Source organism: Bacillus sp. DX3.1, from assembly GCF_030292155.1.
In the GTDB taxonomy this organism is placed as follows: Bacteria; Bacillota; Bacilli; order Bacillales; family Bacillaceae_G; genus Bacillus_A.
Window position 1 is genome coordinate 3,804,284 of sequence record NZ_CP128153.1, and the last position, 21,259, is coordinate 3,825,542.

26 protein-coding genes are annotated in these 21,259 nt (G+C 36.7%); 9 read left to right on the top strand and 17 right to left on the bottom strand.

The features are described 5' to 3' along the window. Positions 1 to 3: 3 nt before the first annotated feature. The 3 genes from spoIIAB to QRE67_RS18940 form a co-directional block, all read right to left on the bottom strand. A complete protein-coding gene (gene spoIIAB / locus QRE67_RS18930; protein ID WP_286121759.1) occupies positions 4 to 444 on the bottom strand; it encodes an anti-sigma F factor in 441 nt (146 codons plus the stop codon). Further along, on the bottom strand, positions 445 to 795 hold the full coding sequence (gene spoIIAA / locus QRE67_RS18935) for an anti-sigma F factor antagonist (protein ID WP_286121760.1): 351 nt from the start codon (positions 793 to 795) through the stop codon (positions 445 to 447). 171 nt (positions 796 to 966) lie between these two features. Further along, positions 967 to 2,160, bottom strand: coding sequence for a D-alanyl-D-alanine carboxypeptidase family protein (locus QRE67_RS18940; protein ID WP_286121761.1), 1,194 nt, complete (start codon positions 2,158 to 2,160; stop codon positions 967 to 969). 165 nt (positions 2,161 to 2,325) lie between these two features. Between QRE67_RS18940 and QRE67_RS18945 the strand changes: the two genes are divergently transcribed. The 4 genes from QRE67_RS18945 to QRE67_RS18960 are packed head-to-tail and all read left to right on the top strand — an operon-like array spanning position 2,326 to position 5,777. After that, positions 2,326 to 2,745 carry a GntR family transcriptional regulator gene (locus tag QRE67_RS18945; protein WP_286121762.1) on the top strand — a complete coding sequence of 140 codons (420 nt, stop codon included), beginning with the start codon at positions 2,326 to 2,328 and terminating at the stop codon, positions 2,743 to 2,745. Further along, positions 2,711 to 3,592 (top strand): ABC transporter ATP-binding protein, encoded by an 882-nt coding sequence (locus QRE67_RS18950; RefSeq protein WP_286121763.1) that lies wholly within the window; start codon positions 2,711 to 2,713, stop codon positions 3,590 to 3,592. Before QRE67_RS18945 ends, QRE67_RS18950 begins: the two co-directional genes overlap by 35 nt. Continuing rightward, positions 3,582 to 4,664, top strand: coding sequence for an ABC transporter permease subunit (locus tag QRE67_RS18955; protein ID WP_286121764.1), 1,083 nt, complete (start codon positions 3,582 to 3,584; stop codon positions 4,662 to 4,664). The genes QRE67_RS18950 and QRE67_RS18955 overlap by 11 nt, the downstream gene beginning before the upstream one ends. Before the next feature lie 48 nt (positions 4,665 to 4,712). Continuing rightward, entirely contained in the window at positions 4,713 to 5,777 is a 1,065-nt protein-coding gene (locus QRE67_RS18960; RefSeq protein WP_286121765.1) for an ABC transporter permease, read from the top strand. 19 nt (positions 5,778 to 5,796) lie between these two features. Here the strand turns inward: QRE67_RS18960 and QRE67_RS18965 are convergent, their stop codons facing one another. Together QRE67_RS18965 and QRE67_RS18970 are read right to left on the bottom strand one after the other, a co-directional pair. After that, positions 5,797 to 6,342, bottom strand: a complete 546-nt coding sequence (locus tag QRE67_RS18965; protein WP_286121766.1) for a hypothetical protein — start codon at positions 6,340 to 6,342, stop codon at positions 5,797 to 5,799. A gap of 102 nt (positions 6,343 to 6,444) precedes the next feature. Continuing rightward, entirely contained in the window at positions 6,445 to 6,864 is a 420-nt protein-coding gene (locus QRE67_RS18970; RefSeq protein ID WP_286121767.1) for a MarR family winged helix-turn-helix transcriptional regulator, read from the bottom strand. A gap of 158 nt (positions 6,865 to 7,022) precedes the next feature. Between QRE67_RS18970 and QRE67_RS18975 the strand changes: the two genes are divergently transcribed. Both QRE67_RS18975 and QRE67_RS18980 read left to right on the top strand, forming a co-directional pair. After that, complete coding sequence (locus tag QRE67_RS18975) at positions 7,023 to 7,685, top strand: SIMPL domain-containing protein (protein ID WP_286121768.1); 663 nt, start codon at positions 7,023 to 7,025, stop codon at positions 7,683 to 7,685. 137 nt (positions 7,686 to 7,822) lie between these two features. Further along, positions 7,823 to 9,112, top strand: coding sequence for an NCS2 family permease (locus tag QRE67_RS18980; RefSeq protein ID WP_286121769.1), 1,290 nt, complete (start codon positions 7,823 to 7,825; stop codon positions 9,110 to 9,112). A 30-nt stretch (positions 9,113 to 9,142) separates the two neighbouring features. On the opposite strand, the gene corA is transcribed toward QRE67_RS18980, so the two are convergent. The 9 genes from corA to spoIIM form a co-directional block, all read right to left on the bottom strand. Beyond that, on the bottom strand, positions 9,143 to 10,105 hold the full coding sequence (corA, locus tag QRE67_RS18985; protein WP_286121770.1) for a magnesium/cobalt transporter CorA: 963 nt from the start codon (positions 10,103 to 10,105) through the stop codon (positions 9,143 to 9,145). A 196-nt stretch (positions 10,106 to 10,301) separates the two neighbouring features. Next, positions 10,302 to 11,606, bottom strand: a complete 1,305-nt coding sequence (locus QRE67_RS18990; RefSeq protein ID WP_286121771.1) for a pyrimidine-nucleoside phosphorylase — start codon at positions 11,604 to 11,606, stop codon at positions 10,302 to 10,304. A 7-nt stretch (positions 11,607 to 11,613) separates the two neighbouring features. Further along, entirely contained in the window at positions 11,614 to 12,435 is an 822-nt protein-coding gene (locus QRE67_RS18995; protein ID WP_286121772.1) for a purine-nucleoside phosphorylase, read from the bottom strand. Positions 12,436 to 12,448: 13 nt separating this feature from the next. Then, the gene (gene deoB, locus QRE67_RS19000) at positions 12,449 to 13,633 is read right to left on the bottom strand and encodes a phosphopentomutase (RefSeq protein ID WP_286121773.1); all 1,185 of its coding nucleotides are present in this window, start codon (positions 13,631 to 13,633) and stop codon (positions 12,449 to 12,451) included. Positions 13,634 to 13,893: 260 nt separating this feature from the next. Next, positions 13,894 to 14,640: a FixH family protein gene (locus QRE67_RS19005; RefSeq protein WP_286121774.1), complete on the bottom strand. Its 747-nt coding sequence runs from the start codon at positions 14,638 to 14,640 to the stop codon at positions 13,894 to 13,896. A gap of 149 nt (positions 14,641 to 14,789) precedes the next feature. Then, complete coding sequence (xerD, locus tag QRE67_RS19010) at positions 14,790 to 15,680, bottom strand: site-specific tyrosine recombinase XerD (protein ID WP_286121775.1); 891 nt, start codon at positions 15,678 to 15,680, stop codon at positions 14,790 to 14,792. Positions 15,681 to 15,686: 6 nt separating this feature from the next. Next, on the bottom strand, positions 15,687 to 15,917 hold the full coding sequence (locus tag QRE67_RS19015) for a YqzK family protein (RefSeq protein WP_286121776.1): 231 nt from the start codon (positions 15,915 to 15,917) through the stop codon (positions 15,687 to 15,689). Between the two features lie 104 nt (positions 15,918 to 16,021). Beyond that, positions 16,022 to 16,477 (bottom strand): ferric iron uptake transcriptional regulator, encoded by a 456-nt coding sequence (gene fur / locus QRE67_RS19020; RefSeq protein WP_017150998.1) that lies wholly within the window; start codon positions 16,475 to 16,477, stop codon positions 16,022 to 16,024. A gap of 107 nt (positions 16,478 to 16,584) precedes the next feature. Continuing rightward, positions 16,585 to 17,235 carry a stage II sporulation protein M gene (gene spoIIM, locus QRE67_RS19025; protein WP_286121777.1) on the bottom strand — a complete coding sequence of 217 codons (651 nt, stop codon included), beginning with the start codon at positions 17,233 to 17,235 and terminating at the stop codon, positions 16,585 to 16,587. Between the two features lie 124 nt (positions 17,236 to 17,359). On the opposite strand from spoIIM, the gene QRE67_RS19030 reads away from it, so the two are divergent. Then, positions 17,360 to 17,911, top strand: coding sequence for a GNAT family N-acetyltransferase (locus QRE67_RS19030; RefSeq protein WP_286121778.1), 552 nt, complete (start codon positions 17,360 to 17,362; stop codon positions 17,909 to 17,911). 22 nt (positions 17,912 to 17,933) lie between these two features. Here QRE67_RS19030 and QRE67_RS19035 read toward each other — a convergent pair whose 3' ends face one another. Continuing rightward, positions 17,934 to 18,473 carry an NUDIX domain-containing protein gene (locus QRE67_RS19035; protein WP_286121779.1) on the bottom strand — a complete coding sequence of 180 codons (540 nt, stop codon included), beginning with the start codon at positions 18,471 to 18,473 and terminating at the stop codon, positions 17,934 to 17,936. 74 nt (positions 18,474 to 18,547) lie between these two features. Here QRE67_RS19035 and mciZ point away from each other — a divergent pair, with 74 nt between their 5' ends. Both mciZ and QRE67_RS19045 read left to right on the top strand, forming a co-directional pair. Next, positions 18,548 to 18,676 (top strand): Z-ring formation inhibitor MciZ, encoded by a 129-nt coding sequence (mciZ, locus tag QRE67_RS19040; protein ID WP_286121780.1) that lies wholly within the window; start codon positions 18,548 to 18,550, stop codon positions 18,674 to 18,676. Positions 18,677 to 18,730: 54 nt separating this feature from the next. After that, entirely contained in the window at positions 18,731 to 19,645 is a 915-nt protein-coding gene (locus QRE67_RS19045; protein ID WP_286121781.1) for an aldo/keto reductase, read from the top strand. A 27-nt stretch (positions 19,646 to 19,672) separates the two neighbouring features. Here QRE67_RS19045 and QRE67_RS19050 read toward each other — a convergent pair whose 3' ends face one another. Next, on the bottom strand, positions 19,673 to 20,500 hold the full coding sequence (locus tag QRE67_RS19050) for an aldo/keto reductase (protein ID WP_286121782.1): 828 nt from the start codon (positions 20,498 to 20,500) through the stop codon (positions 19,673 to 19,675). A gap of 204 nt (positions 20,501 to 20,704) precedes the next feature. Then, the gene (locus tag QRE67_RS19055; RefSeq protein ID WP_286121783.1) at positions 20,705 to 21,229 is read right to left on the bottom strand and encodes a GrpB family protein; all 525 of its coding nucleotides are present in this window, start codon (positions 21,227 to 21,229) and stop codon (positions 20,705 to 20,707) included. Positions 21,230 to 21,259 lie beyond the last annotated feature (30 nt).

Here is a 21,259-nt window from a genome sequence, read left to right on the forward strand (position 1 = left end):
TCCTTAATTGCATAGAGCGTTACTATTTGATAAGTACTTCGTCAAATGGATTGTTGTCCCGAAAGATTCGTTTGAAATAACTTCTACTTCATCCATAAAATTTTCCATGATAGTAAATCCCATTCCGGAACGCTCTAATTCAGGTTTAGTTGTAAAAAGAGGTTGCCTTGCCTCGTCTAAATCAAAAATGCCAACCCCTTCATCTCGAATCGTGAGTTTCACCATTGCTTCTTCCAAAATCACTGAAATGTGAACAACGCCTTTTGCATTTCCTTCATATCCGTGAATAATTGCATTTGTGACCGCTTCAGACACAACTGTTTTAATTTCTGTCAATTCTTCCATCGTTGGATCCAATTGTGCAATAAAAGCAGCAACTGTGACGCGAGCAAACGATTCATTTTGACTTAATGCTGAAAATTGAAGGTTCATTTCATTTCTCATCTATGCCACCCCCAACGTCGCGAGCGCATGCGCTTCACTTTCTTCTAACCGAATAATTTTAAACAGGCCCGACATTTCAAACAAACGCTTCACAGGGGGAGAAATTGCACAAACGACCATTTCTCCTCCTAAACCTTTGATATGTTTATATCTGCCTAATATAACGCCAAGACCAGAGCTATCCATAAATGTCAATTGCTCCAAACTTAATACAATATGATGAGTACGATGCGTCTCAATCATATCCGTTACTTTCGCTCGCAACTCTTCAGCAGTATGATGATCTAGTTCACCCGCTAGCCGAACACATAAGACGTCACGCTTTACTTCTAAATGTATGGAAAGACTCACACGATTTCCTCCTTATGCTCAAACTTTACTCATTTACATAAGTTTTCGAGAAAATAAAATAAGAATCCTTCCCCTTGACAAAAGAAGTACTATTTCGTCATAATGTGAATCTTTCAGCAATTATTCTACTTTTTTCATGTATGCAATAGGAAAGCGGCAATGCATTTGCCGCTATTTTGATGTTGAAAACATCCCAAAACTTCTCTTAAATAATTCCCACCAGCTTGCTGCGGCAACATCTTCTTTTGCCACAATTGTTTGCTTTAATAAAACATCCTTACCTTTTTTGACGACAAGTGTACCGAGTGCATCGCCTTTTTTAATTGGCGCCTTTACTTTCTTCTCAGCAATAACTTCTTGTTTTACCTTATCCATACTTTCGCCCTTTTTCATTAGAAGAGATACATTTTCGGATGCAACTAAATCTACCTTTTCTTTCTTACCTTTTCCCACGTTTACAGTCTTAATTTTTTCGCCTCTCTTATACAACTTCTTCGTTGTATATTGGCCAAATGCATAATCAAGGAGCTTTGTTACCTGATTATTGCGCTCTTTTGAAGTGGGTGCTCCCATCACAACAGAGATAACACGCATTCCATTTTTTTCTGCTGAAGCTGTTAAACAATATTTCGCCTCTGTCGTAAACCCTGTTTTTACCCCGTCCACGCCCGGATAAAAACGAACTAATTTATTTGTATTCACAAGCCAAAACTTTTTCTCTGTATCCTCTCGTAAATAATCCTCATATTTCCCTGTATATTTTCGAATTAATGGATACTTCATCAGCTCTTTTGCCATAATTGCCATATCATGTGCTGTTGAGTAATGATCTTTCGCTGGAAGACCGGTTGGATTTTTGAAATGTGTGTTTTTAAGTCCTAAATCCTTTGCTTTTTTATTCATCATGTCTACAAAACCTTCTTCTGAACCAGCGATATGCTCTGCAACAGCAACAGATGCATCATTTCCAGATGCAATGGCAATTCCTTTGAGCATTTCATTCACTGTCATTTCTTCACCAGGCTCAAGAAAAATTTGTGATCCTCCCATTGAAGCTGCATGTTCACTCGCTCTCACTTTATCTTGCAGCTTTAACTTTCCCTTCTCAACTTGTTCCATAATAAGCAGCATCGTCATAATCTTTGTCATACTAGCAGGCGGTAACTTTTCATTCGGACTTTTCTCAAACAAAACTTTACCTGTATCTTGCTCAATGACAATTGCTGACGATGCTTGCTCCGCTAACTTTGGCTTCGTTTCTACCGCTGTTTTTTCAGGCTGCGTTTTCTCAGACTGTGCAAAACCAACTGGAATAGCGGAAAGAAACAACATGAAACAAACAAGTATTCCAACAACTCGCTTCATGACTAACCCTCCATTCTATATCACACCTATTTTTTCCAATTAATACGTTTTTATACCATATTTTTCTATAAATTCATATTGACAAACCATTTGACTGCATATATTGTATTAAGTGTATTACATCGTATAGTACACCTAAATTTTATCAGGAAGGAGACATTGCTCTTGCACATTCAACTTGACCCAAGAAGCAACACTCCGATATGGGAACAAATTGTTCAAAATATAAAAGAACTGGTGTTAAAAAAGATGTTAGCACCAAACGATAAATTGCCATCTGTACGTGAACTCGCTTCATTACTTGTCATTAATCCAAATACAGTCAGCAAAGCTTATCAAGAATTAGAACGACAGGGAATTATTGAAACATTGCGGGGAAAAGGCACATTTGTTTCCCAATCGATTACACCAACATTGGATGAAAGGAAAATCGCTATGGTTGAAAAACAATTTCATCAATTATTACTAGAAGCTTCTTACCTCGGTATTTCAAAAGAAAAAATTCATGATTGGATTGATTCATACTATAAAGAACTAGGAGGGCATGTACATGCTGAAGGTGAAGAACATCCAGAAAACAATTGATAATCAAGTCGTATTAAACAATATTTCTTTCACATTACAAAAAGGAAGTATTGTTGGATTACTTGGCAGAAACGGCGCTGGGAAAACAACTTTACTGCGGACTCTTGTCGGTATTTTAGACGCAGATGAGGGAACTGTTACATATGACGATATGGATGTTCATAAACACCCAGAAGTCAAACAAAAGGTCGCCTACGTACCGGATTCTACTAATATATTGAACGGATATACAGTAAAAGAAATTGCGAAGTTTTATAAAGCCGTTTATGAAAACTTTAATGAAGAATATTTTTATCAACTGTTAGAGCGCTTCAGCCTACCTGAAAAACGTATTCGTAGTTACTCACGCGGTATGAAGGCACTGCTTGCTATCATTTTAGCTTTTTGTACAGGCGTAGAATATATTATTTTAGATGAACCAACAAATGGACTTGACCCCATTGCAAAAAGACAAGTCCTTCAATTTGTAATTGAAGAAGTAGCAGAACGAGAGATTACAATTCTCATTTCTACTCATCACTTAGATGAAGTAGAAAAAATCGCAGACACAATCATCATTTTAAAAGATCATACAATTGCATCCATCACAACATTAGAAGATACAAAATCTTGCTATGCGAAAATCCAAGTGGCATACGAACGATCGCTACCACAAAAACTAGAGAATTTATGTAATATAAAAATATTAAATCAAACAGGGAAAGTGTACACCATCTTAATCGAAGGCAATGTGGCAGTTACATTAGAAAAATTTCATAAAGAACAGCCTCTCTTAATAGAAGAGTTGCCAATGTCACTTGAGGATGTATTTGTGACGACGTTTGAGGAGGGGTCACATGTTTCATAAAGCGTTATGGATGCGGCAATGGAAACAAGGAAAATATATTATTCTACTGTTTTGGTTAAGTAGTTTATATTCGTTTCCTTATCAATATTACAATGACGCACAATCACAGCTTAGACAATCAAAAATGCAATTTGAAGATTATCTGTACTACTATTCTTATTCATTCACAGCACTCGATGGTATTGTAATACAGATCATCATTCTCATTGCACTCGCTTGTCTCTTAATTGGCTGGGAACGTAACAATCAATCTACTGATTTTTTGTTATCGATGCCTTTTAAGCGAAAAGATATCTTTTTAACAAAATGGTTATTTGGCGTTTTGAATATCATTATAGTAAATATCATTTGCTGGATAAGCATGTATGGAATAAAGAACGTATCGTTTCACGATCAGTATCAAACCTTTACTTCGTTCCACACTTACTTTTTATATGCTACGGTTGTACTTATTACAATCTATACATTCGGTTTATTTGTCGGTACTATTACCGGAAATATTATCTCTCAAAGTAGTTTAACTGTAATTTTATTATATCTACCATATGGTTTAATACTATTGATATCCGGATTTATTTATACTCATACGAGGGATTCAGTGGAAGCATTAGGAGAAATAGAACGGAAAACTCATGAATACTTACAACATGTAAGTGCTTTTGCACCATTAGATCGTTTCAATATCAATTATAATTATCATCCTATAGAGTTCGATGAGCAAGGGAATAAAATTCCTCCATTACCGCAGAAAAATCCAATGGAACATACATTTATTCCTTCTGCATGGAAACTATTAACGCCATTTACTTATATTATTATCTTTTTACCGATTGCAACTTTTCTATACACACGTGCTCCAAACGAACAAAACGGAAAAATATTATTGTTCCCTGGATTACAGAAATGGTTCATGTTCTGCACAGTCCTTTGTTTCGCTTTATTTGGTGGGAGGTTACTCGGTGGAAGAGATGCATTTCTTTCCTATTACGTTGGCTTTTTCATAGCCAGCATTATGAGTTACTTCGTTTTTACTCGCCTACTAAAATTGAAGTTTTCTTTTGGCGGAAAATAACGCTTGTGATGAAAGTAAGAAAAATAAGTATTAATTGAGGTGACCTACATGTTTCATAAAGCATTATGGTTTAGAAACTATAAACAAGGAAAATATGTTATTTGGCTCTTTTGGCTAAGCATTTTATACGTGTTGCCCTATAAATATTATACACACGCACAGCAAATGGCTGAATATTTCCGTCTAAAAACAGATGATCCTTATTATATGTATCATTTAGGAGGAGCTGACACCATACTGTTTCCTGCTCTTCTATTAATTGGATTAGCCATCCTATTAATAGGATGGGAACGCCATAATCAAACAATCGATTTTCTTTGGTCTATGCCATTTAAACGGTCACACCTATTTTTATCCAAATGGTTGTTGGGTACTGTTCATATTGTGAGTGCACTTAGCTTCAGTTGGCTTCTTATGTATATCATCTACAGGAACACGATACATGCTCAGTATCAATCATTTTCGCCGTTTCATTCATACTTTGTATATACAATCATTACATTAATTGCAGTCTATACGTTCACACTCTTTATTGGAACAATTACAGGAAACATCATCTCGCAAAGTGCGTTAAGTTATATTCTCATAGTTTTCCCATTATATATTTTCCAGCTAGTGTTCCCTTTCTTTGCATTACATGTAGATTTATCGCAAAAAGAATACAATTATAATTATAATAAGTACGCAACTTATACAGAAAATACAAGTATTGTAGCTCCTCTTAATCATTTTCGCATTGACTATGATTCACAAAGGGAATCTATAGAAGATGAATTCGGAAACATACAAGAAGGACCTACTTACCATCATATCTCGTCTGTTTGGACACTGATAAGCCCTACTATCTATATACTCATTTGTCTTCCACTAGGAGCCTATTTATATACACGCGCTCCAAATGAGCATAACGGAAAAATATTGCTATATCCAAAACTTCATGCATATTTCTCAATATGTACTTCTATTTGTTTCGCACTTTTCGGCTGTGCTATTTTTAATAACGGCAGTGATTCTTTACCGCTTAACTATATTTATTTTATAGGATCTGGCATGCTGACATATGCTATCTTACACCGACTGTTAAAGCATAAGCTTTCTTTACATGTGAAATAACCTCCTCACCCCGAGGAGGTTATTTCACATTCTCCCTTCTTTCTCCATACTGCTTTTCTTCCATCATCCCAAAACCATCACCATTCTCGACAATTTGATCTGTCGGGGCCACAACACTTTCAGCAATTTTCCACTCTCCACGTTCTTTTACAAACACTTGTAGAAAATAGTTCATTCCATTTAATTGGTATGGATTTTCTTTTTTTACATTGTAACGCACCGCAACGTAGTAAACTTGAATGTTTTCTTTTCCTGCTCTTGAAATGTATTGAGATAATCTTGGAATGTATACCGATGCTTTTGCAAATGGTAACTGCTTCGTTTTTACAAGGGACGAACTTGTCACATTGCGCAGCGTATCTTGATGACGGATGTTATCACTATGGTGGAATAACACTGTATTTTGCATAGAACGAACCCATAACTTTGAATATAATACCGGCTTATCATTCGCAATGTATTGCACTTCTTTTTGCACAACTTGAATGGGCGTATCAGCATACATCAATTTACTAAAGCAAAAAAAACTTCCTATAATGATTATAAGCGAAACAATCTGTTTCATTATCTTTCCTCCGATACTTTTTACTTAAAGTATCGGAATTTCAAAATAGTTTTATTCAAAAGAAAAAGGATAGGAAAGCACTTTGCTTCCTATCCTCATTTATTATAATACGCGACCAAATAAATCTAACACCATTTCAATCTCTTGATCGCTCCACCCTTGAAATTTCTCTCTATAATATTCTTTTCGTACATTTTCAAGCTTTTCAGCAACTTCTTTTCCACGATCTGTAATTTCTAGGTACACAATGCGGCGGTCGGAATCAGAACGTTTTCTCGTGACAAGGCCTTTACGAACAAGACGGTCTGTTACCGCTGTAATATGACTAGATGTAACGTTGACTTCATTTGCAATTTGCGATGCCATTTGTGGACTTTTCCAGAACAATGCACGTAGTACAGAAAACTCATTCCATGGCATATACTCTGAAAAAAGTTCATTAATATCATTTTGTAATAGACGTATCATTTTTCGAAATGATGTAGATAAATCTAAAATCAGTGCTTCTCTTTTTTCGTTCACTAGCCTCGACCCTTTTTTATAATATTTACACATATTATAATCTATAAATACCTACATTGTATATGTTTTCTTTCCTCATGATTTTCAATTCTGTAACTTATTTCATAAAATTTTCTTTCCTTTCGTTCATATACATATAGAAAGGACGGTGAGCGAGAATGCAAGTTGGTATGAATCCATATTCACTTGATATCCGCAATGCAAAAGAAGCTACCATCACTGTGCAAGGAGAAGGAATTGTAAAAGTCAAACCAAATGTCGTCGTGTTAACCATCGGCGTTAGAAGTGACAATAAAAATGTGAAACAAGCGCAGGAAGAAAATGCGATCCGATCTCAACAACTACTCGCCGCACTCAAACAGCTTGGCATTGCCGATAAGGATATAGAAACAATCTCTTATACAATTACACCGCAATATGAATATATAAATGAGAAACAATTATTACAAGGCTACCGAGTTGAACATTTGTATGAAATTACCGTTTTAAATGTTCAAAAAGCTGGGGAAGTATATGATATAGCAGTTACCAATGGAGCAAATGTCGCAAAAGGATTACGATTTCGTGTATCCCATCCAAATGCGTACTATCAGCAAGCACTCTTACAAGCGGTGCAACATGCACAGGAAAAAGCTCGTGCCATTGCGAGTACATATAATCTAAACATCAATCCAGTCCCTCTCTCTCTCGTTGAAGAATCAGCACAATCACCGCGTGAAGTTGTTTCTTATGCTACGTTACAGGCACAAGCCGCTCCACCAATTCAATCAGGGGAACTCGAGATTATTTCTTCCGTTCGCGCTATTTTTACTTATTTGTGACGCGATAACAATTTAAAAAGTAACCGTTCTCATTTTCACTGTTGTAAAAACATTTTGTTTTGATATAATAAAGAACGGTGAACCCTTACAGAAGGGATATCACGGGCGGGAGAGGGATACGAAAAAGAAGGTTTAACATGAAAGGAATACTTGATAAAACATTTAATTTAGACCTACACCACACATCACCAAAACAAGAAATACTGGCTGGAGTGACGTCATTTTTTACAATCGTTTATATTATGATTGTCAATGCGTCAATTTTATCAGATGCCGGCATTCCGCTGGAAGCTGGAATTTTGGCAACTGTTTTTAGTTCATTTGTTGGATGTCTACTGATGGCATTTTGGGCAAATGCACCTGCAATTCTTGTACCAGGTATGGGTGTAAATGCGTTCTTCACGTACACAGCTGTGCATACGCTAGGATTAACTTGGCAAGAAGCATTAGCAGCCGTCTTTATCGCTGGTATTATTTTTGCAATTGCCGCGTTTACACCAATTGCTCGTACGCTGTCGGTATCGATTCCAAAATCATTAAAAGAAGCAATCACTGTCGGTATCGGTCTATTTTTAGCATTTATCGGTTTGCAAAAAGGTGGTCTTGTAGTTCCACATGAAAATACGGCTGTTGCATTAGGAAAATTAAGTAGTCCAGTTGTTCTGGCAACACTGCTTACCCTTATTATTGCATTAGTTTTATTTACTCGTAACGTACGTGGAAACTTTTTATGGACGATTGCAATTGGAACTGGTATTGCATGGCTATTCGGTCTTGTTGATACAAGTCAAGTTGGCAATAGTTCATTTTCATTTGCTAGCTATGGCGATGTATTTGGAGCTATGTCATTCGGAAAGCTATCTTCCTTACCGTTTTGGATTGCAACATTCTCATTAAGCATGGTGCTTATTTTTGAGAACATGGGACTTTTACACGGTTTATTAGAAGATGATCGTAAATTCCCACGTGCTTATCAAGCAAATGCAATTTCAGCAATGACATGCGGTCTATTTGGCACAAGTCCTACGGTTTCAACAGTAGAAAGTGCTGCTGGTATTACTGCAGGCGGCAAGACAGGTCTGACGTCTATCGTTACTGGGATGTTATTCTTTGCATCATTGTTTGCTCTTCCGTTTGTGAAAATAATTCCGGATAGTGCCATTGCACCAATCTTAATTATTATTGGCGGATTGATGATTACAAACATTCAACAAATTCCTCTGAACGACTTTTCAGAAGGATTTCCAGCATTTTTAATCATCGTTATGATTCCACTCACATATAGCATTGCTGATGGCATTGCGTTCGGATTTATTGCTTATCCAATTTTAAAAGTAGCACTTGGTAAGCATAAAGAAGTTGCCACATCGATGTATATCATTACATGCCTTTTCTTAGCAATGTTTGTATTACATGCTATTGGCTAAATAAAAAACGTCGGGATCTCCCGACGTTTTTTATTTAAACCAACCTTTTTTATAAAACCACACCATCATGCCTCCACCTATGAATGCCATGACTGCTAAACAAATAAAATAACCATACTCCCACTTTAGCTCTGGCATATTCTCGAAGTTCATCCCATATACACCAGCAATAAATGTTAGTGGCATAAAAATGGTCGAGAACACGGTTAATGTTTTCATTATGTTGTTCATATGATGAGAGTTTAATGAAAAGTAACTATCCCGAATATCGGCTGTTAATTCCCGGCTTGCTTCAATCATTTCAGATAGCTTTAATAAGTGATCATGAATGTCTTTAAAATAAATTTCATGATCGCTCACACCGTAAAAGCGCGTCGAGTTTAAGATGCGATACAATAAATCACGCATTGGAATAATGGTACGGCGAAGTCTTGATAAATCAGAGCGAATATCAAACACTTCTTCTAATACCGTACTCGTTGTATCCCCTGTTAAATTATCATCAATTGCATTTAAATGATCTTCAATATAATATACAGGAGCAAAGTAATCATCGACAATTTGGTCAATAATTGTATGTGCGACATGAAGAGGCCTCTTCTTAATTCGCTGTCTCTCACCAAGCTTCGTCCACGCTCTTTCTATCGCATTATTATGTGAAAAATGAAATGATACAATATAACGATCACTCACAAACAAATCAATTTCATGTGGCTCTAATCCATCTTCTCCAATAGCATGAAGAACTAAAAAGTTATATCCGTCATAAAAATCAACTTTTGGTCTCTGTACATATTCTATACAATCTTCAATCGCAAGAGGATGGAATTTAAAATACTCTTGTAAAATATATGTATACTCTTCTTTTGTCGGTTTACATAAATCAAGCCAATACCATGCGACATCTTCTCGCCCTGTATCGTCTAACGAAACATCATATAATACTTCATCTTCTTTCGTTACTGCACAAATTTTAATCATAATTTCACCCATTATTATTCCGCTCTAACGGGTAGTAAGCCCTCCTTTAAAAGAATCAAAGAAGTTAGGTAGGGAATAACTTCCAGTTAGAGTCCGATTGGTTTAACTAACTATCAATGGAGAATGTCACCACTGATAGAAGTTTCATTTTATTATAAACATAAAATAGCAAAAAAAGCCAAGGAGAAAACTCCTTAGCTTTTTAACCTTATTTCGTTACAATACCGTGCACTAATTTTGGCGCATCAACATGTGCTGCTGCTATTTTCATGTTCTCATAAATTTTTGCTTTTACATCTTCTACATTTTCACGATTTGCGTAAATCGTAACAAGTGAGTCACCTTTTTTCACGATTTCGCCTACTTTTTTACGAAGCATAAGTCCAACTGCTAAATCAATCTCAGATTCTTTCGTTGCACGACCTGCACCTAAAAGCATCGCTGCTGTTCCAATTTCATCGGCAACAATTTCAGATACATATCCATCTTCTTTCGCTTCTACTTCAATCTTATATTGTGCTTGTGGCAGCTTAGAAGGATCATCAACAACAGAAGCGTCGCCGCCTTGTGCTGCTAGGAACGTTTTAAATGATTCTAGCGCTTTTCCATTATTCATCACTTCTATTAACTTTTCACGCGCATCTTCTAAAGAGGAAGCTTTTCCAGCAAGATACACCATTTGACTTCCAAGTGTTAAACACAGCTCTTCTAAGTCTTTCGGTCCTTTACCTTGCAATGTATCGATTGCTTCTTTTACTTCTAGTGCATTACCGATTGCTTCACCTAGCGGTTGACTCATATCTGAAATAACTGCCATTGTTTTACGGCCAACGTTATTACCAATGCGAACCATCGCTTCTGCTAAACGCTTCGCATCCTCATCCGTTTTCATAAATGCACCCGCACCTGTTTTTACATCAAGTACAATTGCATCCGCACCAGCTGCAATTTTCTTACTCATAATAGAGCTTGCAATAAGCGGGATTGAGTTTACTGTTGCTGTTACATCACGAAGTGCATATAGCTTTTTATCAGCAGGTGTTAAATTTCCGCTTTGTCCGATAACAGCAATTTTATTTTCATTTACAAGACGAATAAATTCATTGTTTTCAATTTCCACATGGAATCCTGGAACTGCCTCTAATTTATCAATTGTACCACCTGTATGTCCTAGGCCTCGACCTGACATTTTTGCAACTGGTACATCCAAAGCAGCTACTAATGGACCTAACACAAGCGTAGTCGTATCACCAACACCGCCTGTTGAATGCTTATCTACTTTTACCCCTTCAATCGCTGATAAGTCAATTGTATCGCCGCTATTTACCATTGCCATCGTTAAATCAGCACGTTCTTGTTCATTCATATCTTGGAAGAAAATTGCCATCGCAAATGCGCTCATTTGGTAATCTGGAATATCACCATTTGTATAGCCTTCTACAATAAAGTTAACTTCTTCTGTCGTTAATGTATGTCCATCACGTTTTTTTGCAATTAGGTCCACCATTCTCATTGTGAATTCACCCCTTCATTTGTTTTACGATTTCTTTTACTAATGCTAAGAAATTAGATTTTACACGTTCTGTCGTTTCAATTACTTCATCATGATGAAGTGGTTGATCTAAAATACCAGCTGCCATGTTTGAAATACAAGAGATACCAAGTACTTTCATACCTGCATGACGTGCTACAACAACTTCTGGTACAGTTGACATTCCAACTGCATCTCCGCCAAGTGTACGAAGCATACGGATTTCCGCAGGTGTTTCATATACAGGACCTGTCATCGCGACATATACGCCTTCTTGTACTTTAATATTTAAATCAGCTGCAACTTGTTTCGCCATTGCGCGAAGTTCTTTGCTATATGATTCAGACATATCAGGGAAACGTACACCCATTTCGGAATCATTTGGTCCAATTAATGGATTATGACCCATGAAATTAATATGATCTGAAATAAGCATAAGATCGCCTGGTTCAAATGCTGTATTTACACCACCAGCTGCATTTGTTACAACTACTGTTTCTACACCTAGTTCTTTCATTACACGAACTGGGAATGTTACTTTTTGCATATCGTATCCTTCGTAATAATGGAAACGTCCTTGCATTGCAACTACTGTAACACCTTGAAGTGTACCAAATACAAGTTGGCCAGCATGACCTTCTACAGTTGATACAGGAAATTCAGGAATTTCACTATATGGTACTGTTACTGCATTTTCAATTTCATCTGCTAATACACCTAATCCAGAACCAAGAATTAGTCCTACCTGTGGCGTTTCTTGAAATTTACCTTTTAAATATGAAGCAGATTTTGTAATAAGCTCACGATTCATCCTATTGTCCCCCTTATTTCTTTAGCTCGTTTAAGAAGCTTGTTCCGTATTTTGGCATCGTTACACCGAAGTTCTCAGCTACTGTTGCACCAATATCAGCAAATGTTTGGCGAAGTGCTAATTCTTGTCCGCCATCTTTCATACTTGGGCTATATGCTAATAATGGTACATATTCACGTGTATGATCTGTACCATGGTGAACTGGATCATTACCATGATCTGCTGTAATAAGTAACAAGTCATCTTCTTTTAGTTTTTCAAATACTTCTGGAAGACGTGCATCATATTCTTGCAACGCTTCTCCGTATCCTTGAGGATCACGGCGGTGACCAAACAGCGCATCAAAATCAACAAGGTTCAAGAAACTAAGGCCTGTAAAGTCCATATTTAATGTATCAACAAGCTTGTCCATTCCATCCATGTTAGATTTTGTACGAAGAGATTCTGTTACCCCTTCTCCGTCATAAATATCAGAAATTTTACCGATTGCAATAACATCATAGTCACTATCTTTTAATTCATTCATTACCGTACGACCAAATGGTTTTAATGCATAGTCATGACGATTTGGTGTACGCTTGAAGTTTCCAGGCTCTCCAACGAACGGACGAGCAATGACGCGACCTACCATATATTTTTCATCTAATGTTAACTCACGTGCAATTTTACAAATTTTATATAACTCTTCAAGTGGTACCACTTCTTCATGAGCTGCAATTTGTAGTACGCTATCTGCTGATGTGTACACGATTAAGGATCCTGTTTCCATTTGCTCTTTACCAAGTTCATCAAGGATTTCAGTTCCTGAAGCTGGTTTATTCCCAATAATTTTACGACCTGTTTTCTCTTCTAACTCATCAAGTAGTTCTTTCGGGAATCCTTCCGGGAACACTTGGAATGGTGTATCAATGTAAAGACCCATAATTTCCCAGTGTCCTGTCATTGTATCTTTTCCAGTAGATTTCTCTTGCATTTTCGTATAATAACCAAGTGGTTTCTCTACTTTTGAAATCCCTTGCATTTCCCGAATGTTACCAAGGCCTAATTTCACCATGTTTGGCATTTGTAATCCATTCATATGTTCAGCGATATGACCAAATGTATCAGATCCTAGATCACCAAATGCTTCGGCATCCGGCGCTTCTCCAATTCCTACGGAGTCCATTACCACTAGGAAAATACGTTTATATTTATTCACAACTGTAACCTCCTATATGTTCAATTCCACTTAATGTAGTATGTTCAAAACGATGTAAAAACTTCCCTTTTCTTCTAAGTCAGATGTCAGACATCTCATATGGGTATCATAACATGTTTACGCTTTCTTTTTAAGTGATTTTCGAAGAAATTCTTTTTTCTTTCACATTTTCTATTGTAATCCATTCTGTACCGAAGTGCTAATGAAATTATTATTTATTTCCTTATATAAAAATAAAGAGCAGCTCTAAGAGCCACTCCTTATTTTACTTCTACTGTTTCGTCTGTATGTTCGTGTAGTTTACCTTTTCTTACATGAACTTTCACTTTATACGCACCAGCTTCTTTAAAAGTATGTGTACTTACATACTCGCCTTGATTACCTTCCTTAGCTGGAATAAATTCATGCTTTGCTACTCCGTCTTTCGAAATTTCAAGTTGTACTTCAGCACCAGTTAACGCCGCATCTTTTTGTTTTAAATGTACTTTCATTGTAGATTCAGCATTTGCTTTGACATCGCCCGCCATAAGATGAATCATCGTGTCGCTTTTATGATCACCATGGCCTGCTTCATGTCCACCGCTTTCTTTTTTCGTATCTTCTACTTTCGCATTACCTACAGCCACTTTTACTTCTGGCATCACGTGCATTTCACGTGCATTTGTATGTGCGATAACATGATACACACCGTCGGATGGGAATGTTTTATCTACCGCATAAACCCCTTTACCTTTATGCTTCCCGTTTAACATTTCATGTTTTTCTTCGCCATCTTTCCAGATTTCAAATTTCACATCATCGGCATCTGTTACGTTTTCTTTCCCTTGTGTAACAAGTGCCTGTACTTCTACTTTTTCATTCGGCTTAAGTTCTTTCGGGTTTGTTTTTACTTCTACCTTTACTTCCTCAATCTTTTTCTTTTCTTTTGGCTGTTCATCTGCTTTTGTATTGCAGCCTGCTAATGCTAGCATCGCGATAAATAAAGTAATTACTAATTTTTTCATCATAACTTCTCCCTTCATACTTTCATTAGTATAGAGGAAATGGCTAGTCATATTCTAGCTTTTTGCTGAAAACAATGTACGAAATGTTTGTGAAGTTTTTGTGAAGTGCATTGTGATTTATATTTTCAAATAATAAAAGAGCATAGCTGGGACTATGCTCTCGGGTGAAACTGTTTATATACATCTTTTAATCTAGTTTTTGAAACATGCGTATAAATTTGCGTCGTTGAAATATCTACATGTCCAAGCATTTCTTGTACAGCACGCAAGTCCGCGCCATTTTCTAATAAGTGCGTTGCAAAAGAATGACGGAGTGTATGCGGCGTAAGTTCTTTTGCAATATTTGCTTCTTTCGCTAGTCGTTTTAAAATTTTCCAAAAACCTTGACGGGATAAGCGATTACCATGATGGTTTAAAAAAAGTGCATCTACAGTTTTTTTTCCTAGCAGTTCTGTTCTTCCTTTTTCAATATAACGTTGAATTGCTTCTGTTGCTAAACTTCCAAGAGGAATGATTCTCTCTTTATTTCCTTTCCCAATGCAGCGAACAAATCCCATTGTTAAATGAACATCATCTAAATTCAATGCAATTAATTCCGAAACACGGAGTCCCGTGGCATACAATAACTCTAGCATCGCTTTATCACGGATACCAAATGCACTTGTCTCTTTTGGCGTTTGTAGTAACGCTTCTACCTCACTTACCGACAACACTTTCGGTAACTTCCGCTCGCCTTGAGGTGTTTCAATATGTACAGATGGATCATGTTCAACCACTCGTTCACGTAATAAAAACTGATGAAACGAGCGTATGGACGCAATATGACGAGCTAGTGTTTTTGATGATTTCCCGTTCTCTTTTAAATACTGCAAAAAATTCACAATGTGTATCCGTGTTACCTCATGATATGTTTTTATTTGCTCGACATGTTGTAAATATTTCATATAACTTTTCAAATCTCGCTCATATGATACAATCGTATTTTTTGCTAGTCCTTTTTCGACAACCATATAATGAATAAAATCTTTTAATTGATCTTCCAATCTACACTACTCCCCATTTTCATAGAAAAAAATTATTCTATTTACAAAAGCATCTTTTGCCGGTTCTTCATTCCCTGATACTTTTTCTACTGTCTCTTCTTTTGGTTTTTCATAACGATGATAACTCTCATATTCTTCATTTACCCATAGTATAGCGAAATAAAACATAATCGTACAACCCGTAAATAATAAAAATACTTTCATTCCATCAAAAGTCAGCTTCAGAGCTCGGCGCATTGTAAACTCCTCCAAAATATATGTTATTACAACATATGCCAAGCTCTCTATGATTTATACCTAGATTCAAATAAAAAACCTCTCCCTAGCTAAATAGGAAAAGGTTATTTTTCATTCGTTTCATTTTCTTGACAATTTTTACAGATTCCATGGAAAGTCAAACGGTGGTCTTTTACTTTAAAGCTCCAGTCTCGTTCTACTTTTTTCTCTACTTCACCGAGTAGATCTTCTTGGATTTCTTGTACAGCACCGCATTGTGTACAAATTAAATGATGATGGAAACGCTGTGCACCTTCTTGACGTAAGTCATAGCGTGAAACACCGTCACCGAAGTTAATCTTATCGACAACTTTTAACTCGGATAATAACTCCAAAGTTCGATAGACGGTTGCAAGTCCGATCTCTGGCGACTTTTCTTTTACAAGGAGGTAAACATCTTCTGCGCTTAAATGATCTTCTTCATTTTCTAGCAGCACACGAACTGTTGCTTCACGTTGTGGTGTTAATTTATAGCTCGCTGCATGTAATTGCTTCTTAATTCGTTCAATTCTTTCTTCCATTCGGTACTACTCCCTCCTCGCCACTCTTACACCATTATATCAGAAGAAGGGCTACTGTCAAAAGAAAAAACAATCAAAATAACTTGATAGTTATTCTCAAGTAGTATTTATTTTTTATTAATAGTCTCCACGACTTCTTTCATTAAAACTGGTGAAGCATACGCTTCTATACTAGAAGCAATCGCTAACACAATACCGATGATAAGAAAAAAACAAGTGTAGCGAATTAACATTGGCAATAGTGATTCATTTACTTTTCGAATAAATTGATGCCTTATCATTCGTAAGGAAAAACTTGCGGCAATTGTCGTCATCACAAGAAACGTTGGAATAATGATTAAGTTTTGCGGCAACACAGATACAAATGCTAACAACAATCCATTCCAACCGTGCTGACTGACTAAAAAGCCTACTGTAAATCCAACGACAACACCTTTTAGAAATAATAAAATAAAAATAAGTGGTAATCCAATAATAGAAATGCCTAAAATCCAAATAAATCCAATATATTTCAATTGAGAAAAGTAACTTTCTTGAAACATTTCACCAGCATTTGCAAATTCCCCTTTGGAAACTTGTCCAAAAAAGCGGCTCAAGTAAAAAGACAAATCTTGCTTTTGATTTACCTGCAAACTATTTACAAGAATCGCGCCAAATACAACGCCCATTAATAACAAGACAGAAACAAATACGTATAGTGAAGAATTTTCTTGTATATGAGAGATTATACGATCTTGCCAAGTTGATTTTCGTAACATTTTTCTTCCCTCCGTTCACACTCTTACTAAAATGTATGAAAGAAAGAAAAAAGTATGACGAATTAACATTGAAATTCTGCTCTACTTTGCTAAACTTAAAAGTAGAGAATAGGAGGGATTTTTCTTGAAACCATTATTATTAGATTTTCCAACATTATTTCAAACTGAGCGCCTGCAAGTACGTAAACCGTTCCCAGGCGATGGAACAGAAGTATATGAAGCAATTCAAACTTCTTTAGAAGACTTACAACCTTGGATGCCAATTACATCCGAAACAGAAGAAACTGCCGAGGAAGCGGTTAGAAAAGCACACGGACAATTTTTACTTCGTGAAACTTTAGCTTTCCACTTATACGATAAAGTAACGGGTACATTTATCGGGGCCCTTACTCTTCATCCAGAAAACTGGGATATTCCAAAGTTTTCTGTCACCTTCTGGCTGCATAGTTCTTATACAAAACAAGGTTATATGACAGAAGCATTGAAAGGTGCTGTTCAGTTCGCTTTCGACAAACTTGGTTCTAGACGCATCGAAATTCGCTGTGACGCTACAAATGCAAATGCATGTGCCTTAGCAGAACGTCTTGAGTTTATTTTAGAAGGTACATTAGAAAATGACTTTCTTGCTCTAGACGGTAGCTTACGCGACACACGTGTATATGCCAAAATTAATTAAAACACTCGCCTTAGGCGAGTGTTTATTTTTGCAATTGTAAATATTGTAGTGCAAATATCGTCTTCGCATCATGAATACGTTGTTCTTGCATAAGTGAAATTGCTTCTTCCAATGACAATTCCATTAATTCCACAAACTCATCTTCATCTAAAGCTGCTTTATCTTCTTTTTTCTTTAATCCTGTTGCTTTATATACATACAAAATTTCGTCCGCAAAACCAGGTGATGTATAAAACGATGTAACAAATTCCATGCTGTCACACACATAACCTGTTTCCTCTTCCAACTCACGAACCGCAGTTATTTCTGGTTTTTCCCCTGGTTCTAGTTTCCCAGCTGGAATTTCGACAATCTCTTTTTCCAACGCTTTGCGGTATTGCTCGACAAGTACAATCTTTCCTTCATCTGTAACAGCAATAATTGCAACTGCGCCAGGATGATTTACAATTTCACGTTTACTTATTTCTCCATTTGGTAATACTACTTCATCAACACGAACTTTAATGACTCTTCCATCAAAAATCGGTTCAGTTGCAATCGTTCTCTCTGCAAGATTACTCACAAGACTTCATCTCCTTGTTCTATTTCCTAATCGTTCTTCATACATTTTACCACATTGAAAGGAGCGTGATAAAAATGAAGGTTTATATTTTGTCAAATCGTATCACACTGGTCGGCAAAGCTTGGCAAATTAGACATGCACTCAAACAATATGAAAAACGATATCACACTGTTCAAGACTGGATAACAGGTAACGAGAAGTAAACTGTTTGTCAACCTCTTTACGCTCTCGTACAATAAGAGTAAGGAGGTTGACCTATGAACAAACGACAATTAGGAAACTCAGATTTATATGTTACTGAAATGGGACTAGGTTGTATGTCTCTCGGCACCAATGAAACAGAGGCCATCCGTATCATTGATGAAGCAATTGATTTAGGAATTAACTTTTTAGATACAGCAGACTTGTACAACTATGGCCAAAATGAAGAATTTGTTGGCAAAGCACTTCGGGGGAAACGTGATCAAATTGTTCTCACTACGAAAGTAGGAAACCGCTGGACAACGGATAAAAATGGATGGTCTTGGGACCCTTCTAAAGCCTACATAAAAGAGGAAGTAAAAGAAAGCTTACGCCGCTTGCAAACAGATTATATTGATTTATATCAATTACACGGCGGTACAATTGAAGATCATATCGATGAAACCATTGAAGCATTTGAAGAATTAAAACAAGAAGGTATCATTCGGTATTATGGCATTTCTTCTATTCGTCCAAATGTCATTCGTGAATATGCAAAGCGTTCTAGTATCGTTAGCGTATTAATGGAGTATAGTCTATTAAATCGCAGGCCAGAAGAATGGTTTTCGCTGTTTCAGGAGCATCAAATTAGCGTTATTGCTCGCGGCCCACTTGCGAAAGGTTTGTTAACTGACAACAATGAAAGAAAGCTAGAAAAAGTGAAAGAAAAAAACTACCTTTCCTATAATTACGACGAGTTAACAAAAGCAGTAACTGCTGTCAAAGAGATTACTAAAAAACGTTCCTTAACAGAGACGGCTATTCAATATTGTTTACATGATCGGGCTGTTGCTGCTGTTATTCCAGGTGCTAGTTCCGCCCAGCAACTGCGTGAAAACGTACAAGCTGGAAATCGCACGCCGCTAACAACTGAAGAGTATGAGCGTATTCAATCCGTTGTAAAACGTGACACATATGCACTGCATCGTTAAAAAGAGCTACCCTTCGGTAGCTCTTTTTTACATTGTGTCGTATTTATCAGGATTTGTCCCAACATGTTTATTACGATTAAGTGTGTCAATTTGCTTTATCTCTTCTTCTGTTAGCGAGAAGTCAAAAATAGTAAAGTTTTCTTCAATGCGAGAGGCTGTAACAGACTTTGGAATCGTAACAATACCACTTTGAATATCCCAACGTAAAATAATCTGTGCAGGTGTTTTTCCATATTTCCCAGCAATTTCTTGAATAATTGGATGCTGAAATACTTCCCCACCTCTCATTAACGGACTCCATGCTTCCATTTGAATTTGTTCATTTTGACAAAAATTACGCAGCTCAAACTGTGCAAGCATTGGATGAAGTTCTACTTGGTTCACCATCGGCTTCACGTTACAATTGGGCAACAACTGTTCTAAATGGTGCTGATGAAAGTTAGAAACGCCAATTGCACGTACTTTTCCTTCTTCATATAGCTTTTCAAGAGCACGATATGTATCTACGTATTTTCCACGTATAGGCCAGTGAATTAAATATAGGTCCACATAATCCATTTGCAGCTTTTCTAAACTTCTTTCAAATGCTTGAAGCGTTGTTTCATACCCTTGGTCATCATTCCATACTTTTGTTGTAATAAAAAGTTCTTCACGTGCAATCCCGGATTCACGAATTGCTTCTCCGACACCGCTTTCATTTTCATATACAGTAGCTGTATCAATGGAACGATAACCAACCTCTAAAGCTTTTTTCACCGCTCGCTTTACTTCTTCACCTTCTTGCGCTTTATACACGCCTAAACCGAGCATTGGCATTTTCACGCCATTATGAAGCGTAGTTGTTGGAATATTCATAACAGTTCCTCCTTCTTCTACCTTGCACCTTACATGCAAGCAGATGCCATTCGTTTTCAATAACCATCACTTTATTTGAACAAGAAAAAAATAAAAAGTCAAAAGATACACCTAGTTTACATAATATTTTTATAGAGATTCACTACGATTATACTCCGTAAAAAATTCAGCTACTTCCGCTGACGAATGAAAAATAACACGTGCTTACTCGCTCACGTTATTTCCCATCCACTCTTTTGCTTTTTCATCTATATTACGAACAAACTCATCTTTTCCCTCGACATATTGCTCCGCATTATATGCAAATCTCTCTGCCAGCTCTCGCTTTAACGTCGCATACGCTTCTGCTTCTTCACAGTGCGCCATCATGAAATCACGAAATGCTAAGTGACGTATGATTTCTGGATTTCCTGTTTCAAAGATATGTAAATGATACGATCGATTTTCTTCTGTTCCATGAATAAAAAAGCGGCGACCTGAAATACCGTTTTCCCCCTTTGGTGTGTACCCTAGCTCTCTAAAATATTCACTCCACTGATCTATTCGTTCAATCTGCTTTACTTCCATAATCATATCCACAATTGGCTTTGCCGCTAACCCAGGAACAGATGTACTACCGATATGATGTACTTTAACAGGTTCTGGCATTGCTTCTTTTAAGCGCTTTGCTTCTTGGTGAAACTTTTCTGTCCAATGATTTTCATACGGTACCACTTCAATTTTTCTCATCCCAATCCCCTTTTCTCTAACCTATTTATT